Origin of the sequence: Paenibacillus ferrarius, from assembly GCF_002027705.1 — a bacterium.
Lineage (GTDB): Bacteria > Bacillota > Bacilli > Paenibacillales > NBRC-103111 > Paenibacillus_E > Paenibacillus_E ferrarius.
Genome location: NZ_MBTG01000015.1, coordinates 85,926 through 108,517, shown reverse-complemented (window position 1 = coordinate 108,517; position 22,592 = coordinate 85,926). Strand labels below are relative to the sequence as shown.

Here is a 22,592-nt window from a genome sequence, read left to right as displayed (position 1 = left end):
TTGCCATTATATTCATCGTTAATTAGAGGGGGAACTATTCACCATGTCCAGCTTTGAAAATGTAACCGTACTAACGAAAGCCAATGTTTATTTCGACGGTAAAGTAACGAGCCGTACCGTTGTATTCGCAGACGGAACCAAAAAAACGCTCGGTATCCTGCTTCCAGGTGAATACGAATTCGGCACGGATACGAAAGAAATCATGGAAATTCAAGCGGGTGACTTGAATGTATTGCTTCCAGGCAGCAGCGAATGGATCAGCATTAGCGGTCAAGGTGAATTCACAGTTCCGGCTAACACGAAATTCAAGCTCGAAGTGAAAACAGTCAGCGATTATATCTGCTCTTATATTTCTGAGTAAAATTAGACGGAGAGATCATTCTCTGCCAAAGAAATCCCATACCTCTATCGGACTTAATGTCGGATGGGGGTATGGGATTTTTGGTTTTGGATCAAGGTTAGTTGGGAGACCAAGCGTAGTAGGAGCGGCTGTCCAGCTGCAGCACCTCTTCGATGTCGCTCATACGGATCCATAGATGAACGATGCTTGGCAGGGAATCCGCTTGCATTGCGTGTCTTTGCTGGATGGAGTTAAGGCTGATGCCAATGGTGTGGGGCCGTTCGGGATGGATGACGAGATCATCTAGAAGGACGGTTATGCCTGCTTCGAGCTCTGGGACCTCTTCTAGCATTAGCGGCTGGAAAGGGCCGCTCAGAGGGATATAGAGGGATGATTTGGTCCAATCCAGCTCATGAGGCTGAAAGCGCAGCGCCATGATAAACGGACGAATATGATCCTCATGAAAATCATAGAAAACTGTGCGCTTAGCCATCGGCAGATGCTCCTTTCTGCTTCAATTGTTCGAGCTTGTTCATAATGGCACGGGTAGAATCGGACCAGTTGGCGGAGCTGTATCTTGTGAATTGGCTTTCCGTAAGCCGTTGATATTCTTGGTCCACAATCCCTTGGAGGACGCGGCGCTGAATTTGGACAATGCGTGCTTCGGCAAGCCGGTACGTGACTTGGAATTCCTCCGATAAGAGGGCAATCATTTCGTTCTTCTGCTCAGGCAGCGACAGCTTCTTCAGCATCGCAAGCGGCATCGCCGCGTAGAGCTGGAAATTCGCAGCATCCTGCTCCTGCCAATCAACGTAGCGATCAGGCATGACCATCTGGTTCCCGGAATGGCGCAGCACATGGCACAGCTCATGAAGGAAGTCCTCCCACTGCTCTTTGGCTGACAGCCTGCGGTCGACATTGATGCTGAACAGTCCGTTCTTCTCAACGGCCATGCTGTTCATATCCATCGTATATACCCAAATATTCAATTTGGCAGCCAAATGAGTCATGGAAAGCTGTGCAGGCGTTGTAATCCCATGTTGGATATATAAATCTTCGACCCACTGTTCCAGAGGGGTAGTTTGATAATGCGTGAACAGGACCAACACCTCGTTATAGGAATATATGTTCGTTATATAATCGAAAATAAAAGCCCGGCTGGGCTTCATGTATAGAATGAATAAGCTTACTGCTCGCTATCGGGATTGCGAGTCTTCTGCTGTTCTTGAATAAAATGCCAGAAGCGAAGCATCTCGTCTCTACGCTCTTTGGGGGCATTCTTGAAATCTTTGAAGAACAGACTGATCTCCGGATCATCGACATCAACCGCATGACTGGCTCCCAAAGGTCCATCAAGCGCTTCTTCTTCCGTCGGAGCAAAACCGGCAAGCAGTAGAAGCTCGTCCTTATCAGCACTGTTAAGCGCATCGGCTAAGGCGATAACCGTTTCTCTGGATGGACTGAAGCGGTTATTTTCTATGGAGTTTATAAATGAATAACTGACACCGGATCGTTCTCCAAGCTCTCGCAGGGAATATTTGTTCTGCTGGCGCAGACGCCGGATTCGAATGCCGAATTGCACCATATCTTTCATCGCTTCATCACCTTGTTCTATTGTAAATGGTTGGAGGCACAAAAAACAAGAGGGGTTAGAAAAAAAAGTTTTGATATTCAAAACTTTTGTGTTGAAATTTAAAACAATCCATCGTATGATTTGTTTAGAAATTCAAAACGACAAATTTTAGGAGATGATCGATGAATGGTTAATCGTATTTTACATAAAGCGAATACAGATATAGATCAGAAGACAACGCGCAAACGTGTGGAGAGGGTGCTTGAACTGGTCCGCATGTTTAGGTCGATTGGCGGCATGAGGAGGGAAAAGAATGCTATTATCGGCTCGCAATCAGATCTCATCGCAGCGGAAATGCCAGGTTTGCATGAGGCCGATCCCGAAGCTTACATAGCAAGTGTAAGCGTGGAGGTGGAGGAGGCTGTCTCACGGTTGGAGCTTCAGGAGCAGGAGCTGATTCGCAAGCGCTATTTGCAAAAGGATAAGAAATTCGATTTCTTGTTGTTTCATGAATTGAATGTAAGTGAACGCACTTACCGCCGCATTAAGGCGAAAGCGATGAGCAAGCTGGCTTATATGCTGCGGTTGGAGGTGGAGTCACGGAGCAATGATGCCGCAGAGAGAGTGGAGGCTAGGGGATAGCAATCTAGTGGGGGCGAACGTCATTCAGGTATTTAAAGAGAAGTAGGTTCCAAGGATCTAACAGAAAGTTGGCCGTACGTTGGCAGTTCACACTAGATAGGGGATGGTAAGATCGTTGTGAAGTCAGCTAGAGGAGGCGATGTTCCAGAAGAAGTTACTTTGACACAAAGTCCTGACTGGTGTCGAGCCGGCCTTTGGGAGGCAGCTTAAGGGATGAGCCGAAGGAGTGAAAAGCGTGGTTTCGGGAAACAGGCAAGTTCATTGCTTTGAAAAGAAAAAAATGTTTTGAATTTCAAAACAAATGTAGAGGATGAATGATCGGAAAGGAGGTGAGAAGTGAATGATTAATTTGACTAATCAATTAGCGCGCTATCTTCAGTCCGAGGGCGAGGGGGTGCTGGGAAGCGACATGTTCGTGGACAGCATACCGGCTTCCCCGGATGAAGCGATCTGGTTCAACCATGTTGGCGGCAGCGCCGAATTCAAGCTTGATTCGCCGCAAAGCTGGCGCAAGCTCAGCCTGAATACGAGAAGCGCTACCTCACAACGTGCGCAGGATCGTATATGGAGCTGCATGAATAAGCTGCTTCATCCTAATGACGGTGTCATTAAAGTAGATGGACAGCTTTACACGGTACAAATTACAGCTTTGCCTGCTGTGCAGGATAAGGATGCTGCGGGCAGATATGCAATGAAAACAGTGCTGATTCTTAGGCAAGTCGATGCTATCACTGAACCGTGGCTGGAAGCCATATCCCTTTTCACAGAGACGGCTTTGGGAGCGCAGTGGCGTGTTTATCGCGGGTTCAATGGAACTTGCCGACCCAGCGTCTCATGGCAGTGCATGAATGAGCAAAGCGCCTCGTCTTCAAGAGCCGCTAATCAGCTCTCCAAGCAGTTCGTTGGACAGATTGCAGCGAGGACATCCAGTGAATATCAACTGGCAGCGCAGAATTTGCTGCTGGGACTAGCCGAACATGCCAAATTGCCTATGGCTGGCTTGGGCGGCCGATGGTTAACCGTTGTGCATGCTGGCGCAGCTCTCCGGGCTGGAGATATGTCCACAGGACTTATTACCGTTACACTCAGCGGTACTGCCGCCGTACCGCAAGGCGTTTTCCCACTTATAGCTGGCGTACAAACGGCAACACAAATTGAAAATTGAGGTGATCGATTTTGAAAAAAAGCACGACGCAAACAAGCGGTAAACCAGACAATGCTGCTGAAGCCACTTTATATAGCAAAGATGAGCTGATCACGCACTCGCAAGCTTTATTTGCCAGCCAGCCGGAAGTGCTGATCGGCGCTCTGCATGGCTGCGAAGAGAACGAATTGACGATTGAAGCAGCGAATCAACGCATTCAAAACTTTTTACAAAGGAAGGTGCTTGCATAATGGCAGGTGGAACTTGGAGTGGGGCGGATCGTCCGGTATTACCGGGTTTTTATATGAATTTTGAGGCGGCGGCATTAAGCGCAATTGAACCTGGCGGGCAAGGCGTAGTAGCTATCCCGGTGAAGGCGAACTGGGGCGCGGTGCGGCAGTTTGTGGAAATTACAAGTGAGCAAGGTATCTATGATACTTATGGGATTGATCAAGGGGATGCGGCGACTGCGCCGGTTGTGTTGAAGCTGGCTTTACTCGGCAAGCCGAAAAAGCTGCTCGCTTATCGGATCGCGGATACGGCAGCGGCCAAAGCAAGTGTGACTCTGAAGGACTCGGCGGCGGCCAATGTGCTAAAGCTTACCGCCAAATACGAGGGTACACGGGGCAATAACTTCTCTGTCATCGTACAGACGAATGCGGTGGATGGGACCAAAAAAGACCTCAAGCTGCTTGAAGGCACAGCAGTTCTGAAGGTGTTCACGTTCTCCGGCAGCACCGTCCAAGCGGCAGCAGATGCGATGAATCAGGATGCCAGCAACGTATGGCTGACAGCATCGGTGCTTGCTCCAGGGAGTGGCACACTCGCTCCGGTTGCAGGCAGCGCATTAACAGGGGGCAACTCCGGTATCAGCAGCATCGCTTCCACCGATTATGTGAATGCGCTCAGCGCGCTTGAAACCCAGCAGTTTCATGTTTTAGCGCTGGATGGGGTAGCGGATGCAGGCATTCAAGCTTCGACAGCTGCATGGACGACGCGTTTGCGCAGCGAAGGCAGAGGCATTGTAACGGTGCTGGGCGGTTCAGCCGCCGACGATATTGCGGCCGATGCGGTCAGCCGAGCAACAGCGCGAAGCGCAGCTTTCAATCACGAAGCGATCGTGAATGTGGGAGCCGGGGCGATTTTGGCAGGGACGAGCTATAGCTCAGCTTATATTTCCGCCTATGTCGCCGGCCTCATCGCGGGTCAGAAACTGAGCGAATCGACTACCTATGCGGCAGCGCCTTTCAGTGACGTGACACGCCGCTGGACGCGGAGCGAGCAGGAAACAGCCGTGAAGAACGGGGTCTTCCTTTTGTACCATGACGGTCAGAAAGTGAAGGCGCTTCGCGGGATGAATGCTTTGGTCAGCTTGCGTCAGGGACAGAGCACGGCTTGGAAGAAAATCCGCACCATTCGTGTGATGGATACGATTAACAACGATTTGCTCCGCACGGCGGAAGACAGCTATATCGGCAAAGTAAACAACACAGAAGAAGGGCGATTGGCGCTGGTGGAAGCGGCTAAGCAGTATATGCAGACATTGGCTCAAGCTGGTGTGATCGAAGCAGTCGATTTCGATGTGTACTTGAATCCGGCCTACTATGGTACTGGCTCGGTGCTGACACCGGCTGCCGACCAAGTGTACATCAAGTGGGAAGCGAAGCTGACGGATGTGATGGAACAAATTTTTGGCACATTTACCGTAAATTAAGGGGGACTAGCGATGAGTTTAGATGCGAGCAGAGTTATTTTAGGGACATATGGTCAGGTATTTATTGCAGGTGTATGGCAAACGAATTTTAACCATTTGGAAGCCAATGTAGAAATTCAGAAGAAAGAATTGAACCTGGCCGGAGATCCTTGGGTACGCCACAAGAAAGGCGCAATGAAGGGGACGGGGACGATGAGCGGTTTCAAAGTGACCAGCGATATGATTGCCCGCGGATTCGATAAATTCAGTCTCGTTTCCAAATTAAATGATCCCGATTCTTATGGTTTTGAGCGGATTACCTTGAATAATGTCATGCTGGACAAGCTTCAGCTGGCGAATTGGACGGCCGGCGAGGAAGTCAAAGAAGAGGTTGCTTTCACATTCGAAGGCTACACACTGAATGACCCTATCAGGGGTATCTAAAAGAGGAGGAACGCGATCATGTTAACGGATGAACAAATTTTGCAAAAGCTGCTCGACGCGGATCAATTGCCAGAAAAGACGGTGACCCTTTCGAGGGTCGGCGTCCCGATTATTCTGCGCGGACTAACCGGGAAGCAGGTGTTTGCGCTGCGTGAGCGCTGCACGGAACGTTCGGATCGCCGGGGTGTGCACACGGACCGATTGGACGAAGAGCAGTTCAACGTCGCGCTGATTGCGGCTGCCACCGTGTCCCCCAACTGGGGGGACTCGAGGCTGCTGACGAAGTATCAGGCCAGCTCCGGCGAGGAAGTGATCAAGCGGATTTTGCTCGCAGGCGAGCTGTCCGCGCTTGGGGATGAAGTGCTGGACCTGAGCGGTTTCAACACAACGCTGGATGAAGTAAAAAACTAATTGCCTCCGGGGGGCTCCCGGCGATGCTCCATGCGATGTGGACGCGTCACCATCTGCGCCCCGGAGCATTCTGGAAGCTGCCTCGCGGTGAGCAGCAGTTCTTGCTCGCCAGCTTGGAGCTCGAGCTGGAACAAGAACAAGCGCAGCAGCGCGAGCGTGAACGCGCAAGGAGGTGAGAGGAATGAGCGATACAGCGATAGTTGGCAATATGGCCAAAATGATGGCCGCGCAGGACCGTTTGCGCAGTATGGTGGACCGGACGGGCGCATCAACGAGGCGTCTGGAAGATAGGTTCGGCAAGGCCGCTGAGGCCAGCGCCAGATTAAGCCAGATTACAGCCAGACCGACGATTGCGATCAGGGATTATTTCTCCTTCGTGATAGACCGGCTGCTGCTGCAATTGGCGGATTTGGGACATACGAAGGTGGATTTGAAGTTGATGCTGGGTGAGGACATCCTCAGGAACGCCAAGCAGCTTCGCGATTTGTTGAAGGGTCTCGGCGGCACCTTATCCATTGATGTAGCGGCCAAAGGATCAGGTGAGGCATCGGCATCTGCTTCGGCATCTGCCTCAGCATCCGTTGCGATGCTTACAATTACGACCAAGCCGGATACCAGCCCGATTGATATTTGGATTGAGCGATTGAAGAAGCTGGGGCCCATTCTCAAGGATTTTGGAGAAGCGTTCAAAAGCTTCGGCGAAGGCTTCAAAGCCATTGGTGAAGGAGCCAAAGGGATTGGCGAAGGCTGCAAGATTTTTGCGGAGGGGATTAAGTCGATCTCCAAGAGCTTTGCCTCATTTGCGGAAAGCGTTAAATCCATTGTAGCCAGCATCAAATCTTTGAAGGGATTGTTTGGCGGCGGGGGCAAGGGAACGAAGTCGGGAGCAGGAACCAAGACGGAATGCTGCACGAAAGGCAAGGGCAAATGCAAAGGGGCTAAGCAAACAAAGCCCAAAGCTGGCTCGAAGACGAAGAGTAAAGCAGGCAGCAAAACCAAAACAAAGACAGGCAATGCCGAACCTGCAAGCAAGTCGAAGGCTGACAAAGCAGCAGAGAAAGCTAAAGCTAGGGAAAGAGCGCGTGGAAATCCGCCAGTACCACCAACACCACCAACACCACCAGTACCGCCAGTACCACCAGTACCGCCAACACCGCCAGTACCACCAACACCACCAACACCGGCTGCTGCCGATGTGAAACCGGAAGGAAATCCGGTTGCTCCGAAAGGAGGGCGCTTGGGCAAGTTGTTCAAGAAAGGCTCCAAGCTGCTGAAAATGGGTGGGAAAGTGGTGAAGCCGCTCGGTATCGCACTATCAGCCGCAGATATTTTGACCTCCGACAATAAGGCCGCCGCAGCCATTCAAGCAGGTGCAGGTGCAGCGGGTACTGTAATCGGAGCTACGATTGGGTCCTTTATTTTACCAGGGTTTGGGACTGCCGTTGGCGGTATTGTTGGCGGTTGGCTCGGCGATAAAGCGGGCTCTTATATTAATGATAAGTTATTTGCGAGTAAGGATAAGTCTCAGGCTCAGGAGTCCAAGACGGATCTGCTGCCTGCTGGCCGCGAGTCTGCATCTGCGAATCCTTTGCAGAGCGATCCATCAAATATGAGTAGTTCTTCTCAGAGCTCCGCTATTTCTCAGCAATACAGCATTACGGTGGATGGCATTACGATTAATTTTCCAACAGAGAAAGTGGATGAGGAACAATTAGCCCTGACGATCGGGCATCACATTGTCTCGCAAATTAACGCTGCGGTGGAGAATCGCACAGAGAACGGAAGGATGTATTATGTCTAGTCAGGAAATGGATTTCTCGCTGGAGGATCCGAGTGGACTGAAGCTGCATTTCCCTGTCAATCCCTCTGAAGTGAACATCCGCCGAGATAAAAGCTTCGAAACGATCACGATTATTCGTGGTGGCGAGCTGGATGTTCCACAAGGCGTGAAGGTGAAGGAGATTGCCTTCTCCTCCTTCTTTCCGGCGAATTATGATGCAAGCTACTGTCAATATGAACCGCTGCCAGATCCCCAAACAGCGATGAATCAGCTGAATACATGGATGGAGAGTCAGGACCCGCTTCGTCTTCGTATTACGGGAACACAGGTAAATGTACTCGTTATGCTTTCGGCGCACAACAGCAGCTTCAGAGGCGGTGAGCCTGGCGATGTGTATTTCGATGTGACCTTCCGTACTTGGAATGACTATAAGGTGAGGACACTGGATGAGCGGTTGGGAAGCTCGGGCGGGGAGTCAAGGCCTGATATTAAACCATTGCCTGCCACGTACAAGGTTAAGCTGGGCGATTCTCTATGGGCTATTGCCAAAATGAATCTGGGTTCAGGCAGCCGTTGGCGGGAGATTTATGAGGCTAATCGTGGAATTATCGGCGATAATCCCGATTTAATTCAGCCTGATCAAGAGTTGGTGATGCCCGGATGACAGCTAAAAGGATGGCTGGCCTTTATGATATTTGGCTGGAGGATAAGTATGCGCTTCAAGATTTGATTTATGAACTGACGCTGGAGGAAGCACTCGATGAGATCTCCTACAGGGCTCAGGCGACACTCGTCGTGTCACCGGATTTCCCAGGGATGAAACCTGGTCAAGCTGTCCGTGTATTAGGAGTTCCTTTTAGGGCTACGCAGCAGGTGGACTTGCTTCATCCCGCTGTCGTTTGGCAGTGTGAAAATCACTATGAACGAAGCGACCGGCTGACGGTAACGATGTATGACCGAACGATTTATTTGGCGAAATCTGAGGATGAATATGTGTTTCCAGCGGGGATGACGGCGAGTGAGCGCATTCGCAAGTATGCGGATGATTGGAACATTCGGTATGACCGTTTACCGGATACGGAAGTGAAGCTGGCAAAGGCGCTGTATCGCGCGGAGTCGATCTACGGGATGATGATGAAAGATTTGAAGGAAACAGCCAAAAAAGGCGGACCGATGTATCGCCCCCGCATGACTGCGAGTGGATTGGAACTCGTGGAAATTGGCGGCAACAAGGTCGTCTGGTCGCTGGAGCCCAGCGAGAATGTGATCAGCATTATGCAGAAAAGAACGCTCGAGGGCGCTGTGACCAAGGTCAAGGTGCTTGGCACCAAGGAAATTGGCGAGGATGCTTCCGCACAAGTATTGGCTGTAGAAGAAGGTGAGCTTGCTGAGCTCGGAACCTTGCAGAAAATTGTACAGGACAGCAGTTATACCTCCGTCAGCGAAGCCAAAGAGGCAGCGCAAGCAATGCTCTCAGGCGTACAGGAAACGATCAGCGTAACTTCGCTGGATATTAACACGATTCGCGCAGGCGATAAGGTTGATTTGGCCGGAAGCGGGATGGAGCTGATTGCGATGTCCGTTCGGCATGAGCTGGGCGATCCCGGCAAGATGGTGTTGGAGTTGGGCAGCCCCGAGCTGGTAAGAAGGAGGTATTACATGAATGAATCCGTATAAAAAGCTCGCGACTACGCTGGATAATCGGATGTCGGGGCATGCTGCGGCTGCCGTTGCAGGCATGCCCGCAGAACTTGGAACGATGACGGCTGGCGGGCTGAAGCTGGATCGTTTTAAACATGAGATTGCCGATTATTATGTGGCAGATTGGATGGCGAAGGTGTACCTGCCTGCTTTCACATTAGGTGGAACCGTTACAGGCTTGACCAGTGGAAGCGCTGCTGTGACGGGGCAGGGGACGTTTGCCTTTAGCAAGTCCGAGGTGGAAGATGTGCGTTTGGAGCTTCGGCATGGCTTGAAGCCGGGCGACCGCGTTTTGGCGATTCCCATCAATGACGGCAATGATGCTGTGATCCTGTGCAAGGTGGTGAGATAGATGCCAAATTTATTTCCGCAGGTTGGGATTGGAACAGGGGCACTTGTCGGAGAGAAGCGTAAGGGTTCGGTTAAGTTCAGGCGCAGCCCTAAGTTTAACCATTCGCTTGGGGAGTTCGCAACGACTCAGACGGGGAGAATTGCAGAATGCACAGATACGGAGGCATGGCTGGAATGGTGCCAAAAGGCGCTTCGTACGGAGCGCTATGCGCATTTAGTCTACTCACGGGCTTATGGCCAGGAGTACGAGGACTTGGTTGCCCGGCATTTGTCACGTCAAGCGAATGAAATGGAAATCGTACGCATTACGACGGAGACGTTGAAAGTCGATCCGCGTACGGCGGATGTGCGTCATTTTACATTTGAATGGAAAAATAGCGAGTGTTCGTTTCAGTGCGAAATCACCAATGTGCGAGGCGAGCAAAAGAACATCAAGGGAAGTGTGGTGATCAGTTAATATGGCAAGTTTACCGGATTATTTGGCCGAGCAGACCGAAGAAGCGATTCGCGGGCGAATGCTGGATCGGCTTTCGTCCGACTGGGATCAATCCGAAGGGTCGTATATTTGGGATGCTTTGGCTCCGGCAGCAATTGAGCTGGCACAGGCGGCGATTCAGTCGCAGGAGGTTTTGCGGCGAGGTTTTGCAGGGACGACCTTTGGTCCCTATTTGGACTTGCGTTGTGCCGAGCATGGTGTTTTTCGCAAGGAGGCCGTTAGGGCTGCTGGCTTGGTTGAGTTTGCAGGAGTCCCAGGCACCGTAGTGCCTAAAGGTACACGCATCGGAACGATGGCGGATACGTATCTGGGGACTGCTTCGATTGTTTTTGAGACGCAGGATGCGGGAGTTGTAGATGGCTCGGGGCGTGTTGCCGTGCTGGCATCTGCTGTGAATGGCGGGACAGGGGGGAATGTACCTAGTGGTGCAATTAGCCTATTGATTTCTCCTATTGCTGGAGTTACGGGAGTGACGAATGCTGGGGCAATTACGGGCGGGGCAGAGAAAGAGGGCGATCCCTCTCTATTGAACCGTTATTATGCGAAAGTTCGCTCCCCCGGAACAAGCGGGAACAAAGCGGATTATCTCAACTGGGCGCTCGATGTAGCAGGCGTTGGCGCAGCACAGGTACTGCCTTTGTGGAACGGCCCGGGCACCGTCAAAGTTGTTGTTATCGGCACGGATAAAAGAAGCGCTTCGGCTTCCGTTGTCTCTGCTGTGCAGCAATACATCTATCCAGCGCCGCCTTTGGTTGGCAAAGCGCCTATCGGCGCGGCCGTCACCGTCGTTGCGGCTGCCGAGGTCTTGATTGGCATCTCTGCGAGTGTGACCTTGAGTGGGAGTCGAACCTTAGCTCAGGTGAAAGCTGACTTTATGGCTACTGTTCGCAGCTATTTAGCCGAAATAGCTTTTTCTGCGGATCCGTATGTGCGCTATGTGCGAATTGGCTCCTTGCTGCTGGATACCCCGGGCGTGCAGGATTATGCTGGTTTGCAGTTGAACGGCGGCGGGACCAATATTGTGATTGGTGCTGGGCAGGTTGCCGTTATTGGGGTGGTGACGCTGTGAGTGTGAATGGGAATTTGAGTGCAAGTGCAAGTGCAAGTGTTAGTGGCGGCAGGATGAAGGGATATTTGCCCCGCTACTATGAGACCTCGCGGATCATGGATGGCATTCTGCAAGCGCAGGGCGCGGAGCTTGATCTTTTGCGTGTCTCCTTGGAGGAGACACTGGCTCAGTTCTTCGTCGGCTCCGCCACGTGGGGGCTCGACGTTTGGGAAGCCGAGCTCGGCATCGCGCCGGTGCCGGGCAAGCCCGACGATCAGCGCCGGTCGGTGATCAACGCCAAGCTGCGCGGCGTGGGGACCGTCACCGTTGAGCTGATCGAGAGCGTGGCCAGCGCGTATAGTCGCGGCACGGTTGAAGTGACGCAGCAGCCGGCTGCGTATCAGTTCACCGTGCGGTTCGTGGACACACTCGGCACGCCGCCGAATCTTGGCGATCTGAAGGCGGCGATCGATGAGATCAAACCGGCACATTTGCAAGTTGTGTACCAGTACAAATACTTCTTGCTCAACCAGCTCCACCAAACGATGACCATCAATCAAATTCAAACGAGGAAAATGACCGATTTCGCGCCATTCATCCCCGTTTAACCTGGAGGGAAACGCATATGCCGAGCTCGACAACGAACATGGGGCTTTATAAGAAGAATCCGTCTACGGACGGGAATGATACGTTTGATATTAACACGATGTTGAATGACAATTGGGATCGGATTGATTCGCAGGTTGGGGGGCAGTTGGGTAATTCTGCGCCTATGGCTGTGAATTTGGTTAATGGGTTGCAGGTTGTTACGGCTCCGAAGGGGGCGCCTTACAACGTCCAAAACATTACAGGTCGTACATTAGTTAACTTGTTGGGGCGTTTAGGTAACGGAGAAAGTGTCTATCAGTGGACAGCTACGCCCTCCGTTTTGGCATTGGACACGTCAGTTAAAGTTAGTGGTAATTCATCTTTTAAATTAACTTGGAGTGGATCGGGTGCGGGTCAAGATTTGGCGGCAACTGGCTCAACTATAACGATCAAAGACACATCTAAATATATCCTTGTCGGTTCTGTGAAACCGAATGTAGGTACGGCTAAGATTGTTCCGATTACTTATAATGGAGGTACAGTAACAGGTGACTATGCGTCTTTAGTTCCCGTCATTTCAGACACAACAAAGTTCAATTTATCACGCTTTAAGTTCACACCAAACGCAGGAAGTAATGTAATGCAATTAAGGATGGTTGTAGGTGCGAGTGGTAACAACGCCAACTTTGATGAAATAAGAATGTTTGAAGTTACTTCTGCTGAATATGCGGAATTTGATGGTTTGACAGCTGCACAAGTTGCAGCTAAATACCCATATGTAGATGATGTAAAACATGTTAATGCACCTTATGTAATTAAGTATGGGGAGAACTTGTTGCCTACGTTTGGTGAATGGGGAACGACTAATCCAGCTAACTCAGCAATGTATATTACTGATCCATACAGCGTTACCATTGTGAAAACGCTGGCTGGGTTTTCTACTTATAATGCTACTAATATTCCAATTATAAGTGGACAGCAATATACGTTTTCAGCAGCCGTCTCTGTGTCAAACATCGGTGGTACGATTGGGGCAGGAGGCTATTACAATATATACACTTATGATAAGAATGGTAATCTAATTGCTAGCTTTAACACTGTGCCCTATGCCATAGCAAATGGATCAATGATTTTTAACAAAACATTCACAACGGATAGCAATGCGGCAAGTGTTACGATTCTAGTTGGAGCCGATACAGGCGTTACAGGAACATTCACATTCACTAATCCAATGCTAAACCTTGGCACAACAGCTAAACCATTCAAACCACGTAATGACGATATGCTTGCATTTCCTAACGTACAACTAGCTTCTTCCGTGGATGGATCAGTGTATGACACATTGTTTAAACGTGATGGGAAATTCTTTGTTGAGAAGCGTTTTAAGGATATGCTGCTTGATGGAGGTTTATCGTGGGGTCAAACAAACGACTATGCAGGTTATAAAAGATTGGTTAGTAATTTAGGTGCTAATGTCGTTTCGAGTTCCCAAAGGGCTGTGAAATATGACGGAAAAGTGCTTAGTACTGTTGGAGCGATTGACGGAGCGCAACTGAATGATGACGGAAACTTCTTTTTAGACGTTGCCGACTCAGACAGCGGTTGGGGAGAGACATACATGCCATTAATAGCAGAGATGCAAGCATATTTTAATGGTTGGGCTATGTACGATACCAGTAACTCATCATTTCCTTACAATCGAGTCGATGGGAACTTCAAAGGTTGGTTTAAAGTGATCGGACATACTAACGGAACTGGAACATTGCCAACTAGTTACGCGCCAAACTGGACACCTTACAAACTAATCTATCAACTAGCTACACCAACATTTGAAGAAGTCCAAATAGATGCAGGAATGTCTTTACATGAGGGATTAAATCAGATTGAAGTGGGGCAAGGGGGTGTAGTGCGTGAGAAGGCTACACCTATATTCAGCGCTCCTAATTGGTTCATAAATGATGTTGGTTTGACACCTTCACAACTAAAAAATCGAACATCAGTCATTTTGGCAGTTTATAAGAATGGGATTCGTGATTCCAAATGGTCAATCGACTCTGGTAACCCTTACGGAAAACAAAGGGCTTACTGTTCTCCTGTAAACTATGATCCAACAGCAACATACGAAGTCTCATACATTGCCCTTGACCAATATTTATTAGCAGCCCCAGTACAATCGGTAAACGGTGAAGTGGCAAGCAACTTAAAAACCGTTGTCGATACATTGTCCACGAATCAAGCAGACCAAGACGCACGTATTAGTGCTAATGAAATCTTAGCTAGACAGATATACAACGTACCACAAAAGACAAGTGCTGCAATGACGTTATATGTCGATGGTACAAACGGAGCGGATAATAATGATGGAAGCGCTGGGAAGCCGTTTAAGACGATTCAGCGGGCTATTAATAGTGTTCCACAAATTGTGAATCATGCGGTCGTTATTAATGTTGCGGCGGGTACGTATGCAGAGGGCGTGTCAATTAGAGGATTCAGCGGTACAAGGGAGATAATTATTACTGGTGATACAATAGCCAGTACGAGTAGAAATGTGATTTTGTTTGAAATGTCATACAATTCAACTGCCATAGTTGTTCGAGGGTTCAACATAAATACAACGTCCAATCATGGTGTTCAAGTATCGGGTTGCGCAAAGGTTTTATTAAGTGATCTGAATATAGTTGGAAATGCTGCAAATTATGGGGGAATTGTTGCCGAATATTCAAAAGTGTACATTTTCAATAACGTTATATCTAATAGGCTCACAGCGATTTTGTCACATGTAAACGCAGATGTTATGACAGAGGTTAACAGTGGTACAAGCAACACATATGCAACATATGCACAGTATGGCGGCAAAATTGCAAGGAATAGCACACAACCCTCAGGACTTCATTTGACTACGACGGGCGGCATTAACGTTTCTGATAGTGGTGTTCTTAATCCTTGGGGAGATAACACGCAAGCAAATAGAAGTAGAGTCAACTACGGAAGCAACACAACACAAAATCTTAATGCAGTAACAGCTACAAAAATCCTTTTCCAAGCAGGTGGCGTTGATAATTTGCTAGAGTTCAACAGCGGTACTGCAAGGTTTACTGCAAAATCAGCAGGCACTTACAATGTATCTGGTGTCATTGTGTGGAGTTCGGGCATGAGTACATCGGTAGGCAGAAATATTACTATTTATAAAAATGGTTCACCATTTAGGAATATATTTGGGGATAATGGATCAAATTCAGGTAATCCCATAATTCCTTATATGATGAATATAGATTTATCTGCAAATGATTACATTGAAGTTTATGTACAAACAAGTTCGGCTACAGTTTTAGGAAGTGGTTCAAGTATTGATGTTGTAAGAATCGCATAAAGGAGGAAACCCAAATGAACATAGCACAAACAATCATGCATCTATACCCAGATGCCAACCCCCTAGCCGACTTCATCGTCCAAGACGACTCAGACGGACAAGGCCCCTACATCGCAAAATGGAATCTAGAATCTCCCGAGCCAACGGAGGAACAACTCCAATCCGCCTGGGAAGCGATGCAGCCAACTCCGGAGCAAGTTTTGTTACAATCGAAGGAATCAAAGACTGAAGAACTCAACTCCAAATGCAACACAACAATCCTAAGCGGATTCAAGTCAAAAGCTCTGGGCAAGGAACACGCCTACGACTTCGACTACGAAACCCAAACAAATCTCAACAGCACGCTAAACGCAATCGCAGCAGGCATAGCCGCAGATCCCATTCCGTGGAAAGCCTCCGGCATGCTACAGCCGCACTCTTTTGAACAATTCAAAAACCTCTACGCAGATGGGCTCGCCCACAAAAACGCCAACATCAGCAAGTACTGGGAGCTGAAAACAGCACTATCAGCAGCAAACACCGAAGAAGAAGTCGCATCAATTATATGGTAATTTACGCAGAAAGGCTGCCCAGAACCTAGAATCTCGGCGGCCTTTCCTCACCTATTGAAGAAAGGAGCAACTACACATGAATCAAATTAATTTTAATATGATTTCAGCTGTCTTTGGAACGATGTTAACTTACGCATTCGGCGGGTGGAATGAATTGATGTCCCTGTTTCTCATGGCGATCCTCATTGATTATTTGACGGGGATTGCGGCGTCGATGAAGGAACAACGTGGACTGAATAGTCAGGTTGGCTTTTGGGGACTCGCCCGCAAAGGGCTTATGCTGCTGGTCATTATGCTGGCGCATCGGATGGATCTTCTCTTTGATACGGAGTTGATGATGACGGCGGCTATTTATTTTTATTTAGCTAATGAGTTGATTTCCATTACGGAAAATTATGGGCGGTTGGGGCTTCCGCTCCCAAGTTTTCTGAAACAGATGATTCAAATACTGCGCAGCAAAGGGGAGGGGCTATGAGCAAGGAAAGTTTTATTGACCAAGTGGCGCCGGCCGCACAAGCGGATATGGTGGGGTATGGGATTTTGGCGAGTGTGACGATTGCGCAGGCGATTTTGGAAAGTGGCTGGGGGCGCTCGGCACCTGGGAATAATTTGTTTGGCATCAAAGGGAGCGGGCAGCAGCAAGCGACGCAGGAGTTCATTAACGGCAAGTGGGTACAAATTGTAGACGGTTTTAGAGTGTACGAAAGCTGGGCGGATAGCATACGCGATCATTCTCTTTTGCTTGCGCAGAATCAGCGCTATAAGAATGTTTTGAATGAACGCAATTACCAAATTGCAAGTAAGGAGCTGCAGCGTGCAGGCTATGCCACAGATCCGAAGTATGCGGACAAGCTTATACAAATCATAGAGGGAAGTGATCTCACTCGTTTTGATCAACTGGAGGAAAAGGGGGAGTATATGATGAGTGCGGATGATGCGAACAAGATTATTCGTTTTCTATCGGCCGCTTGGATGAGTACGGAGGATGCAGAAGCTAGAGAAGAATTCCATCGACTCGCTGATGAGCTGCGCAAGGCTTCTGGCCAACTGGAAGTGTAATACAACACAAATAAGAGCCTTTGCAGGCTCTTATTTGCGCGAATTCTCTTCATTAGAGGTGAATAGAAGAAGTTGCATTCACCTACAAAGCATACTCAATATGATCATCAATATATTGCTCCAGCTTGATCCGCACATAAGGCGGCAAGCCGGACAGCATACAGCCATAACGGAACTTATGGCCATCCGTTTCAATACGAATCACGCGAGCCGTGATTGGCGGGAGTTCCGCTTCCTGCGGGAAGTGGATGACGATGAACATGTCCGGCGCAAGCGGAGCCTCCGAGGTGATCTGCAGGCCGCTTTCCGACAAGTCGAACAGCGTGCCGTCGATGTTCTGGCCGGAGAAGGAGCCTTCCTGCTCCCATTGGTAAATGGACAGCTTCAGGCTGATGTCCAGCTTCACGCGTGTGTTCCGGCGGCGTTCCCGGCCGGAAAGCGGCGAAGCTTGCTTCTCCGCAGCAGAAGCAGCTTCCACTACCGCTTCGCTTGGTCTTGCGACTTCAACACCCATCCAGTCCTCATAGCACTGGATGACGGCGCTCAGATCTTCCTCGCCAAGGCCTTTGCTGAAGCCCATCTGGAACAAGGTTGTTGCCGAATTCAACATCGGCGAAGGCAATTGGAACTTATTGGTAAGCTCCTGCGCGAGCAAAAGATCCTTCAGCATCAGCTTCAGGGAGAATTGATTGCTGAAATCGCGATCAATGATTTTGTCGCCTTTCAGCTCGACTTGCTTGCTGTGCGCTCCGCCGGAGCGTACAATCTCTAGGAATTGAGCAGGGTTAATTCCTGCTTTGGTTGCAATGGATAAGCCTTCGGCTAACCCGGCTAAGTTAATACCCACCATGGTATTGTGGGCAAGCTTTGCATTGGAGCCGGAACCGTTCGGGCCGAGGTAGAGGGCTTTGCTGCCAAGTGCCGAGAACACGTCTTGCTGTTCATCGAACACTTCTTGGCTGCCGCCAACCATGAAAGTAAGCGTACCAGCTTCAGCGGCAGGTTTGGTGCCGGTGACCGGTGCGTCGAGGAAATCAACGAAATGCGCCGCGAGCTCCTCAGCCAGCTTTTGACTTGTTTGAGGGGACACGGTGCTGGAGTCAATAATCGTGAGAGCGGGATGAATACCACTCAGAATGCCGTGTTCACTGTAGAACGTTTCCAAGAGTGAAGCATCATTGCTAAGCATTGTAATAAGAACATCCGAACTGCGTGCTGCTTGTGCAGGAGTCGAAGCGACTTCAGCGCCAAGACGGGCCAGCTCGTCCGTTTTTTCCGCAGTGCGATTATAGACCGTTACGTTAAAACCCTTTTGAATAAGGTTAGCAGCCATGGGTTTGCCCATTGTGCCAAGTCCAATAAAGCCGATACGTTTCATAGATATTTCACCTCTAGGTTCATTTTATCATGGGAACTAGAACCTGTGAATGCCTTCTTTACTTGCATTTGGACAGGCAAATAAGTATGCTAGGAAAAGGAAAAATATAGAGATGGAGGCGAGCATAGTGAGCAAGAAACTACAGTTCGATTACAGTAAGGCATTATCTTTTCTATCCCAGCATGAGGTTGATTATTTGTCAGCTCAAGTGGAGTTAGCGCATGATCAGCTGCATAACCAAACAGGTGCAGGATCCGATTATTTAGGTTGGGTGGATCTTCCTGAGAAATATGATCGCGAGGAATTTGCACGTATTCAAGCTGCAGCGAAGCAAATTCAATCAGATTCCGAAGCGCTTGTCGTGATCGGGATTGGCGGTTCTTACTTGGGAGCGCGCGCAGCGCTGGAGATGTTGTCCCATTCTTTCTATAATATTTTGCCAAAAGATAAACGTAAAACGCCTGAGATATATTTTGTGGGCAATAACATCAGCTCTACTTATGTCACGCATTTGCTTCAATTGTTGGAAGGGAAAGATTTCTCCGTCAACGTGATTTCCAAATCCGGTACGACAACAGAGCCGGCGATTGCTTTCCGTATTTTCCGTGAGCTGCTGGAGAAAAAATATGGCAAAGAAGCCGCACGCAAGCGGATTTATGCAACAACAGATCAAGAAAAGGGTGCTCTCAAAACACTCTCTAATGTAGAAGGCTACGAAACTTTCGTCATTCCGGATGATGTCGGCGGTCGTTATTCCGTCCTTACAGCTGTTGGCCTTTTGCCAATCGCGACGGCGGGTATTGACGTAGAAGCTATTATGAAAGGCGCGGCAGATGCGCAGCAAGAATTCTCCAATCCGAAATTAAGCGAGAACCAAGCGTACCAATATGCGGCCGTTCGCAACTCCCTATATCGCAAAGGCAAAACGATTGAAATCCTGGTGAACTATGAGCCGTCTTTACATTTCGTATCGGAATGGTGGAAGCAGTTGTTCGGGGAAAGCGAAGGCAAGGATTACAAAGGCATTTACCCTGCGTCTGTTGATTTCTCCACGGATCTTCACTCGATGGGCCAATTCGTGCAAGACGGCAACCGGATTTTATTCGAAACGGTGATCCAAGTTGATCAAGTTGCAGACCATATCACGATTGGTACGGATGCAGATGATTTGGACGGGCTTAACTTCCTAAGCGGAAAAACAATGGATTTCGTCAACAAAAAAGCGTTCCAAGGCACGATGCTGGCCCACACAGACGGACACGTTCCGAACTTGATCGTGACTTTGCCGGACCTGACACCTTACTCTTTTGGGTATATGGTTTACTTCTTTGAAAAAGCATGTGGCATCAGCGGTTACTTGATGGGCGTGAATCCTTTCGACCAACCAGGCGTTGAAGCTTACAAAAAGAACATGTTTGCCCTCTTAGGCAAACCGGGTTATGAGAAGGAAAAAGCGGAGTTAGAAGCACGTTTGCAACAATAAAAATGAACAAATGTAAAAAAGCGATCAATCCTATCGGATAGGTCGTTTTTTCGTTCCATAATTCCCATTATTTATGTGGTAAATTTTCTTTCTATATTGTCGAAGTCTAATGTTGTGTGTAGAATATAGTGAAACAGATGTTTCCTTCTACCAAGAAAGGTCGGCTATGCTAGCACATTTCAAAACTATCCAATCGTACGGATCGTCGGAAATCATCATCAAGAAGTCGCGTTTCATCGGCCATGCCAAGCCAGTAGAGTCAGAAGAAGAAGCTGTCCAATTTATTGAAGCGATCAAAAAGGAACACAAAGCGGCTACACACAACTGCAGTGCGTATGTAATCGGGGAGAGAGACCAGATTCAGAAGCAATCTGATGACGGAGAACCGAGCGGGACCGCAGGTAAGCCGATTCTGGAAGTGATTAAGCATCAAGGGCTCAAGAATATCGCCGTTGTGGTTACCCGTTATTTTGGCGGCATCATGCTTGGCGCGGGCGGACTTATTCGTGCCTATACAGATGGAGCCGTGGTCGGCATTGAGGCTGGTCAGCCGATTTATAAAGTTAACCATCAAAAGGTATTGATTGAGGTTGATTATACGTGGTATGGCAAAATCGAGAATGAGCTGAGAAACCAGGGGATGCTCCTAGGGGACATTCAGTTTACAGATAAAGTGACGGTAGCTTGTTACCCTTTGGCAGCGGCAGCGGAAACATTTATCAACTGGGCAACAGACATTACACAAGGTCAAGGCATGATCACCACCGGAGAGAACGAGTACATCATTCATAAGAACCTGCCGGAATAGGCGGGTTCGAGGTTAAACAGATCATATAATTTCATAAGCTAAGGATGCGGAGGGATAGAAGAATGGCTAGGAAAGCAGTCGCGCAAGAGCTTAGCAGAGAACGAATACTTACCGAGGCGCGGGATTTATTCGCTACTTTTGGCTATCGTGCTTTAACGATGCGCAGCATCGCAAAAGCAATGGGGTACAGTCACGGAGCGTTATATTACCATTTTAATGAGAAAGCTGAACTATTTTATGCGTTAATTAAAGATGACTTTTCCTTACTGTTGCAGCGGCAGAGGGAAATGATCGTTCGTGAGCATGGGTTTAGCGTGAACCTGCTTCAAAAGCTGATGATGGAATTCGTTTGGTTTGGTTTGACCAACCCGAATCATTACGAAATGATGTTCATGTTGAACGAACCGGAATTAGCCCATTACTCTCGTACCGAGCAAGCACAATGCTTAGAAATGTTCGCTGTTGTGATTAGACAGGTAATCGCTGACCAACCTGCTTATGAGAGCAGAAAGTTCACGCTGCCGTGGAATTTGTTTATGTCCATGCATGGCCTTATCTCTTATTGCATTCAGTTTAAACAAACCTATGAAGAAGCGCGGAGGCTGGCTGAAGAGCATATTCGTCTGATCTGTGTAAGCTTGGACATTGATTCTTATGAACAGCAGCGTCCCCTTGTCAAAATGGTCGGCTCGAATTTACCTATTTCGAATGCGATTTAATAAGGTTAGGACTGTCTTTCAAGTAGATCTATCTGCTGGAAGAGAGTCCTTTTTTGCTCCTCTGAACATGCTTTCTATTTTACATTCAGCGGTAGGTGCTTTAAAATGATGGAAGAGAAGCAGGGGAGGATGACACATAGATGGATTTGAACACATGGTCGGAAGAGAACGTGGAATTCATGTTCGAAGAAATTAAGAAGAAGCTGCGCATGGCGACAGGCGGTTCAATCAAAGCCTCCAACGTGAAGGAAGAGGTATATGAGGACCTGAAGGATCTGTACAACATGGTTGCAAGCAAAGATAGATTCAGCATTAGTGAAATTGATGCGATCACAACAGAGCTGGGCAATATTCGCAAAGCCTAGTAGGTTACAAATAAGAAGCCGTTTTTCTTGCCTTTGCGGGGCTTGGAAATACGGCTTTTTTCTTTATAGAGACATCTGCGTATTTATTCTTTGGAATGGACAGCTATCCAAGCGAATCGACCTATACAGCCGTACACTGTAGAGCAATGTATCTCTGGTAGCTGAAGGAGGTGGACGTTCATGGCGTCCAAGATTCGTAAAGAAGATGTTCGGAAATTGATAGGTAAACATATTGTAGCTGTGAAGAAAGACGGATCCAGTGTAACGGGAAAACTAGTGCGCATCAGCGGGAATACATTAATTGTGGCTCAGCAAACTAGCAAAAAAGCACAAACTAAAGCTATCGTTCCGTTGGTTTTGTTTGATCTGTTAGCAATTGGTACTTCACCGTTTGCTTATGGTGGCTATGGTTATGGTGGCTTTGGCGGTGGCTTCGGTGGCGGCTTTGGTGGTCCGTTCGGTGGCTTTGGCGGCGGTTTCGGTCCTGGGCTTTGGTTCTAAGGTTTAAAAGTTGTCGAAGGAGGACTCTTTCCCCAGTGGGAAAGGGTTTTTTTTGTTGACAGCCCTCTTGCTGGAGCAGTTTGAGTTATGCCCAAGCTGGCAGTTGGCGGTCTGCCTTAGGCTCGTCTATCCTGCGTATTTCCTGCA

The 22,592-nt window shown here is 48.7% G+C and carries 28 protein-coding genes; 24 read left to right on the top strand and 4 right to left on the bottom strand.

Features of this window, described 5'->3' with window-relative positions; genetic code table 11:
• Window positions 1–43 precede the first annotated feature (43 nt).
• Window positions 44–361: a pyrimidine/purine nucleoside phosphorylase gene (ppnP, locus tag BC351_RS17935; protein WP_079414113.1), complete on the top strand. Its 318-nt coding sequence runs from the start codon at window positions 44–46 to the stop codon at window positions 359–361.
• A gap of 97 nt (window positions 362–458) precedes the next feature.
• Here the strand turns inward: ppnP and BC351_RS17930 are convergent, their stop codons facing one another.
• From BC351_RS17930 to BC351_RS17920, 3 genes are read right to left on the bottom strand one after another with little or no spacing between them, the layout of a single operon-like run.
• Window positions 459–833, bottom strand: a complete 375-nt coding sequence (locus BC351_RS17930) for a hypothetical protein (protein WP_079414112.1) — start codon at window positions 831–833, stop codon at window positions 459–461.
• Entirely contained in the window at window positions 826–1,509 is a 684-nt protein-coding gene (locus BC351_RS17925) for an ImmA/IrrE family metallo-endopeptidase (protein ID WP_079414111.1), read from the bottom strand. Before BC351_RS17925 ends, BC351_RS17930 begins: the two co-directional genes overlap by 8 nt.
• Before the next feature lie 17 nt (window positions 1,510–1,526).
• Window positions 1,527–1,934 (bottom strand): helix-turn-helix domain-containing protein, encoded by a 408-nt coding sequence (locus BC351_RS17920; protein WP_079414110.1) that lies wholly within the window; start codon window positions 1,932–1,934, stop codon window positions 1,527–1,529.
• A gap of 165 nt (window positions 1,935–2,099) precedes the next feature.
• On the opposite strand from BC351_RS17920, the gene BC351_RS17915 reads away from it, so the two are divergent.
• The 18 genes from BC351_RS17915 to BC351_RS17830 all read left to right on the top strand — a co-directional run bounded on the left by BC351_RS17915 (window position 2,100) and on the right by BC351_RS17830 (window position 17,191).
• Window positions 2,100–2,555 (top strand): ArpU family phage packaging/lysis transcriptional regulator, encoded by a 456-nt coding sequence (locus BC351_RS17915; protein WP_079414109.1) that lies wholly within the window; start codon window positions 2,100–2,102, stop codon window positions 2,553–2,555.
• Window positions 2,556–2,895: 340 nt separating this feature from the next.
• Window positions 2,896–3,720, top strand: coding sequence for a minor capsid protein (locus tag BC351_RS17910; protein WP_079414108.1), 825 nt, complete (start codon window positions 2,896–2,898; stop codon window positions 3,718–3,720).
• Window positions 3,721–3,731: 11 nt separating this feature from the next.
• Window positions 3,732–3,950: a YqzN/YkzM domain-containing protein gene (locus BC351_RS17905; protein WP_079414107.1), complete on the top strand. Its 219-nt coding sequence runs from the start codon at window positions 3,732–3,734 to the stop codon at window positions 3,948–3,950.
• Complete coding sequence (locus BC351_RS17900; RefSeq protein ID WP_079414106.1) at window positions 3,950–5,413, top strand: phage tail sheath subtilisin-like domain-containing protein; 1,464 nt, start codon at window positions 3,950–3,952, stop codon at window positions 5,411–5,413. The genes BC351_RS17905 and BC351_RS17900 overlap by 1 nt, the downstream gene beginning before the upstream one ends.
• Window positions 5,414–5,425: 12 nt before the next feature.
• Window positions 5,426–5,836: a phage tail tube protein gene (locus BC351_RS17895; protein WP_079414105.1), complete on the top strand. Its 411-nt coding sequence runs from the start codon at window positions 5,426–5,428 to the stop codon at window positions 5,834–5,836.
• A gap of 18 nt (window positions 5,837–5,854) precedes the next feature.
• Window positions 5,855–6,247: a phage tail assembly chaperone gene (locus BC351_RS17890; RefSeq protein WP_079414104.1), complete on the top strand. Its 393-nt coding sequence runs from the start codon at window positions 5,855–5,857 to the stop codon at window positions 6,245–6,247.
• Window positions 6,248–6,270: 23 nt separating this feature from the next.
• Window positions 6,271–6,423, top strand: a complete 153-nt coding sequence (locus BC351_RS42745; RefSeq protein WP_167388028.1) for a hypothetical protein — start codon at window positions 6,271–6,273, stop codon at window positions 6,421–6,423.
• A gap of 5 nt (window positions 6,424–6,428) precedes the next feature.
• Window positions 6,429–8,048, top strand: coding sequence for a hypothetical protein (locus tag BC351_RS42290; RefSeq protein ID WP_158082129.1), 1,620 nt, complete (start codon window positions 6,429–6,431; stop codon window positions 8,046–8,048).
• A gap of 7 nt (window positions 8,049–8,055) precedes the next feature.
• Complete coding sequence (locus tag BC351_RS17875; RefSeq protein ID WP_079414202.1) at window positions 8,056–8,691, top strand: LysM peptidoglycan-binding domain-containing protein; 636 nt, start codon at window positions 8,056–8,058, stop codon at window positions 8,689–8,691.
• On the top strand, window positions 8,688–9,704 hold the full coding sequence (locus tag BC351_RS17870) for an XkdQ/YqbQ family protein (protein WP_244209073.1): 1,017 nt from the start codon (window positions 8,688–8,690) through the stop codon (window positions 9,702–9,704). Before BC351_RS17875 ends, BC351_RS17870 begins: the two co-directional genes overlap by 4 nt.
• Window positions 9,691–10,080 (top strand): hypothetical protein, encoded by a 390-nt coding sequence (locus tag BC351_RS17865; RefSeq protein WP_079414101.1) that lies wholly within the window; start codon window positions 9,691–9,693, stop codon window positions 10,078–10,080. The genes BC351_RS17870 and BC351_RS17865 overlap by 14 nt, the downstream gene beginning before the upstream one ends.
• Window positions 10,081–10,536 (top strand): DUF2634 domain-containing protein, encoded by a 456-nt coding sequence (locus BC351_RS17860; protein WP_079414100.1) that lies wholly within the window; start codon window positions 10,081–10,083, stop codon window positions 10,534–10,536.
• A 1-nt stretch (window position 10,537) separates the two neighbouring features.
• On the top strand, window positions 10,538–11,644 hold the full coding sequence (locus tag BC351_RS17855) for a baseplate J/gp47 family protein (RefSeq protein ID WP_079414099.1): 1,107 nt from the start codon (window positions 10,538–10,540) through the stop codon (window positions 11,642–11,644).
• A gap of 53 nt (window positions 11,645–11,697) precedes the next feature.
• Window positions 11,698–12,231: a YmfQ family protein gene (locus BC351_RS17850; protein WP_079414200.1), complete on the top strand. Its 534-nt coding sequence runs from the start codon at window positions 11,698–11,700 to the stop codon at window positions 12,229–12,231.
• Window positions 12,232–12,248: 17 nt separating this feature from the next.
• Window positions 12,249–15,581, top strand: coding sequence for a right-handed parallel beta-helix repeat-containing protein (locus BC351_RS17845; RefSeq protein WP_079414098.1), 3,333 nt, complete (start codon window positions 12,249–12,251; stop codon window positions 15,579–15,581).
• Window positions 15,582–15,595: 14 nt separating this feature from the next.
• A complete protein-coding gene (locus tag BC351_RS17840; protein ID WP_079414097.1) occupies window positions 15,596–16,132 on the top strand; it encodes an XkdW family protein in 537 nt (178 codons plus the stop codon).
• Between the two features lie 76 nt (window positions 16,133–16,208).
• Window positions 16,209–16,607 carry a phage holin family protein gene (locus tag BC351_RS17835; protein ID WP_079414096.1) on the top strand — a complete coding sequence of 133 codons (399 nt, stop codon included), beginning with the start codon at window positions 16,209–16,211 and terminating at the stop codon, window positions 16,605–16,607.
• The gene (locus BC351_RS17830; protein ID WP_079414095.1) at window positions 16,604–17,191 is read left to right on the top strand and encodes a glycoside hydrolase family 73 protein; all 588 of its coding nucleotides are present in this window, start codon (window positions 16,604–16,606) and stop codon (window positions 17,189–17,191) included. The genes BC351_RS17835 and BC351_RS17830 overlap by 4 nt, the downstream gene beginning before the upstream one ends.
• 82 nt (window positions 17,192–17,273) lie before the next feature.
• Here BC351_RS17830 and BC351_RS17825 read toward each other — a convergent pair whose 3' ends face one another.
• A complete protein-coding gene (locus BC351_RS17825; protein ID WP_079414094.1) occupies window positions 17,274–18,569 on the bottom strand; it encodes an NAD(P)-binding domain-containing protein in 1,296 nt (431 codons plus the stop codon).
• A 127-nt stretch (window positions 18,570–18,696) separates the two neighbouring features.
• Between BC351_RS17825 and BC351_RS17820 the strand changes: the two genes are divergently transcribed.
• The 5 genes from BC351_RS17820 to BC351_RS41620 all read left to right on the top strand — a co-directional run bounded on the left by BC351_RS17820 (window position 18,697) and on the right by BC351_RS41620 (window position 22,445).
• Window positions 18,697–20,052, top strand: a complete 1,356-nt coding sequence (locus BC351_RS17820; RefSeq protein WP_079414093.1) for a glucose-6-phosphate isomerase — start codon at window positions 18,697–18,699, stop codon at window positions 20,050–20,052.
• 166 nt (window positions 20,053–20,218) lie between these two features.
• Window positions 20,219–20,860: a YigZ family protein gene (locus BC351_RS17815; protein WP_079414092.1), complete on the top strand. Its 642-nt coding sequence runs from the start codon at window positions 20,219–20,221 to the stop codon at window positions 20,858–20,860.
• A gap of 62 nt (window positions 20,861–20,922) precedes the next feature.
• Window positions 20,923–21,579: a TetR/AcrR family transcriptional regulator gene (locus BC351_RS17810; RefSeq protein ID WP_079414091.1), complete on the top strand. Its 657-nt coding sequence runs from the start codon at window positions 20,923–20,925 to the stop codon at window positions 21,577–21,579.
• 140 nt (window positions 21,580–21,719) lie between these two features.
• Window positions 21,720–21,944, top strand: a complete 225-nt coding sequence (locus tag BC351_RS17805; RefSeq protein ID WP_079414090.1) for a DUF1128 domain-containing protein — start codon at window positions 21,720–21,722, stop codon at window positions 21,942–21,944.
• A gap of 180 nt (window positions 21,945–22,124) precedes the next feature.
• Window positions 22,125–22,445: a 50S ribosomal protein L33 gene (locus BC351_RS41620; RefSeq protein WP_144028441.1), complete on the top strand. Its 321-nt coding sequence runs from the start codon at window positions 22,125–22,127 to the stop codon at window positions 22,443–22,445.
• The last annotated feature ends 147 nt before the right edge of the window (window positions 22,446–22,592 follow it).